General features: G+C 62.2%; 3 protein-coding genes and 2 pseudogenes. 4 read left to right on the top strand and 1 reads right to left on the bottom strand.

Going from position 1 to position 3,106, the window contains the following annotated elements; genetic code table 11:
* Window positions 1-169: 169 nt before the first annotated feature.
* Window positions 170-325, bottom strand: a complete 156-nt coding sequence (locus AU509_RS18225; protein WP_162896315.1) for a hypothetical protein — start codon at window positions 323-325, stop codon at window positions 170-172.
* Window positions 326-390: 65 nt separating this feature from the next.
* On the opposite strand from AU509_RS18225, the gene AU509_RS17650 reads away from it, so the two are divergent.
* From AU509_RS17650 to AU509_RS17665, 4 genes and pseudogenes are all read left to right on the top strand, one after another.
* Complete coding sequence (locus AU509_RS17650) at window positions 391-738, top strand: GPW/gp25 family protein (RefSeq protein ID WP_085653702.1); 348 nt, start codon at window positions 391-393, stop codon at window positions 736-738.
* Window positions 729-1,840 (top strand): annotated as a pseudogene (locus AU509_RS17655) (baseplate assembly protein). Before AU509_RS17650 ends, AU509_RS17655 begins: the two are co-directional and overlap by 10 nt.
* Entirely contained in the window at window positions 1,833-2,408 is a 576-nt protein-coding gene (locus tag AU509_RS17660) for a phage tail protein (protein WP_085653700.1), read from the top strand. Before AU509_RS17655 ends, AU509_RS17660 begins: the two are co-directional and overlap by 8 nt.
* Window positions 2,408-3,106, top strand: a pseudogene (locus tag AU509_RS17665) (phage tail protein); the annotation flags it as partial. The gene AU509_RS17660 and the pseudogene AU509_RS17665, both read left to right, overlap by 1 nt.

Raw genomic sequence — 3,106 nt, forward strand, 5'->3', positions numbered from 1 at the left:
CCCGACACCCGACACCCGACACCCGGCACCCGACACCCGACACCCGACACCCGACACCGCCCATTTCCCGTTCGCCTTCTGCGATATCCGCGTTTTCCGTTGACGGTTCTATCCATTCTCAATTCTTCCGCGTCACCAGAGCGCCGAGTCTGTTGACGGTGATGGAGACTCATTTTTGCTTTTTTGGTTTTTTTCCAGACTCGTTATCGCCCATTTTCGACCCGTTTTGCTCGCTAGTTTCACGCACGTCGGGCGGTTTTTTTACTGTTTCCCGGCCGCGCAATCTGTCTTGGGCGAGGGCGTGAAAATCGCGTTTTTTCGTCATGCCTCATCATGCACCTTTAACTGTGTTTACAAGCCCTGGCGCGGGCTGGCGGGGATACTGACCGTATGAAAACGAACTCAATCTTCTGGCAACCGGCACTGCAACACCCCGGCGATTTAGTCGAGGGCACCGCCGATATTGCTCAATCCATTTTCATTATTCTGCGCACCCCGCGCGGCAGCGACCCGCATCGTCCGGAGTTCGGCAGCGATTTGCATCGCTACCTCGACTACCCCATCGACCGGGCTATTCCGCACGTGGTGCGGGAGTCGGTTGAGGCCATCAAACGTTGGGAGCCGCGCTGCAAACTGCTGGGCGTGAAACCCACGGTGGACGGCGAACATCTGACGCTTCGGGTGCAGTGGCGCACGGTCGCAGGCGTGGAACAACAAACGGAGCTGGTATGGCGTTAACAACAGAGCCTGTGTTTATCGAACGTGATGCAGAGGCGATCACGGCTGAAATGATTGCCCGCTACGAGGCGGACAGCGGCAAAACCCTTTACCCGGCGCAGGCGGAGCGCCTGCTGATCGACCTGATCGCCTATCGCGAAATGCTATTGCGCAGCGCCATTCAGGATGCGGCCAAGCAGAACCTGGTGCGCTACGCGCGTGCGCCGATGCTGGATTATCTCGGCGAGCTGGTGGGCGTTTATCGCCTGGCCGCGCAGTCCGCGCAGGCGATGCTGGCATTTAGCGTCGACTCCGCGCCGCTGACCGACGTGCTGATCCCGGCGGGGCTGCGGGTCAGCGCTTCCGATAGCGTCATTTTTGCGACCGATACTGACGCCGTGCTGAAAGCCGGCACGACGAGCATCACCACCACCGCGACCTGCGCTGACGCGGGGACCGTCGGCAACGGCTGGCAGCCCGCGCAGATCAGTACCCTGCTGGACGATGTGAGCGATCTCCTCGACCTGGCGGTCAGCAATTTGACGGCCACCAGCGGCGGTTCCGAACAGGAAGACGACGAGAAGCTGCGCGAACGCATCATGCTCGCGCCCGAAGCGTTCAGCACCGCGGGTTCCCGGCTGGCGTACCGCTATCACGCGCTGAGCGCGCACCCGGACATCGTCGATGTCGCGGTGGTGTCGCCGACGCGGGGACGGTCGAGCTGTACCCGTTGATGTCCGGCGGGCTGCCGGATGCTTCGGTGCTTACCGACGTCGAGAGTCTGTGCTCGGCGGAGAAGGTGCGTCCGCTGACCGACACGGTCACCGTCAGCGCGCCGGAGCGGGTGGATTATGCCATCCATGCGCAACTGGTCATCAAGCGCGGCGAGTCCTCCGAGTCCGTGAAAGCCGCGGCGGAAACCGCAGCCGCCGCCTGGGTTCAGGCGCGGGCGGCGACGCTCGGCAAAGACATCGTGCTCAGCCAGATCATGGCCGCACTGTCGGTGAACGGCGTCTACGACGTGTCGCTGACTTCGCCCACGCAGTCGCTGACGGTCGAAGAGCATCAGTGGGCGCACTGCACCGGTATCGAGATCGTGGCGACGGGGGTGTCGGATGAGTGATCTGCCTCTTCCTCCGCCGCTGGCGGGGGACGCCAGCCTGACCGCGCTGGCGAATCTGGCCGAGCGCTGGGATGAGCTGGATCTGTCGGCGCTGATGGTTTACCTCGTCGATATCGTCGACAGCAGCGCGCTGGACGCGTTGGCCGAACAGTTTTCGCTGAAGGAAGACGGCTGGGTGCTGGCGGAGTCGGAAGACGCGCGCCGGGCGATGATCAAAACCGCTATCGAAATGCATCGCTACAAGGGTACGCCCTGGGCGATCCGTGCGGTGATCCGCAGTCTGGGCTTCGGCGAGGTCGAACTGATCGAGCATATCGGACGCCTCAATTACGACGGCGAACGCCGTTACAACAACCTGTTCGTGTACGGCGACGCCAGCAAATGGGCGGTTTACCGCGTGCTGTTGCAGCAGCCGATCACCAACGATCAGGCGCAGATGCTGCGCCGCACGCTAGAGGCCATCGCCCCCGCGCGTTGCCATCTGGCCAGCATCGAATATACCGCCGTGCCGATTCGCTACAACCGCACGGCAATCTATGACAATAGTTACAACTACGGGAGTGCCTAATGGCAGAGTTAACAGAAAAAGCCGAGTGGACCGACGGTATATACCAGTTGGAAACCTCGGACCCGGTGGTGGGCGGCCCCGGCGGGATATCCAACCGTCAGGCGCAGGAGCTGGCCTATCGCACCCGCTACCTTAAAGACAATTTGGACGCGACCAGCGCCGGTCTTTCGCAGCACGAATCCGCGGCCGACCCGCACACGCAGTACGCGCCGAAGCTGAATCCGACCTTCAGCGGCATGCCGAAAGCGCCGACGCCCGCGAGCGACAGCAACAGCGATCAGCTGGCGACGACGGCGTTTGTGAAAAGCGTGGTGGCCGCGCTGGTCGATGGCTCTCCGGCGGCGCTGGATACGCTGAAAGAGCTGTCCGTCGCGCTGGGTAATGACCCGCACTTTGCGACGACGATAACCAACAGCATTGCGCAAAAGGCCCCGCTAAACAGCCCAGCGCTGAGCGGTACTCCCACCGCGCCGACCGCCGAGGCGAGCGTGAATACCACGCAGATTGCGACAACGGCCTTCGTGAAGTCGGCCATCAATGCGCTGGTGGACGGTTCGCCGGAAGCGCTGGACACGCTGAAAGAGCTGTCAGCGGCGCTCGGCAACGATGCCAACTTCGCCGCCACGGTGACGAACTCGCTGTCCGGCAAAATGGAAAAAGGTCAAAACGGCGCGGATATCCCGGATAAAGCGCGTTTT

The sequence above is a fragment of the Lonsdalea britannica genome, assembly GCF_002111595.1.
Taxonomy (GTDB): Bacteria; Pseudomonadota; Gammaproteobacteria; order Enterobacterales; family Enterobacteriaceae; genus Lonsdalea; species Lonsdalea britannica.

Excerpts from the sequence above, each read along its gene's own strand:
- AU509_RS18225 (WP_162896315.1), bottom strand. The coding sequence starts at position 325 with ATGACGAAAAAACGCGATTTTCACGCCCTCGCCCAAGACAGATTGCGC.
- AU509_RS17650 (WP_085653702.1), top strand. The coding sequence starts at position 391 with ATGAAAACGAACTCAATCTTCTGGCAACCGGCACTGCAACACCCCGGC.
- AU509_RS17660 (WP_085653700.1), top strand. The coding sequence starts at position 1,833 with ATGAGTGATCTGCCTCTTCCTCCGCCGCTGGCGGGGGACGCCAGCCTG.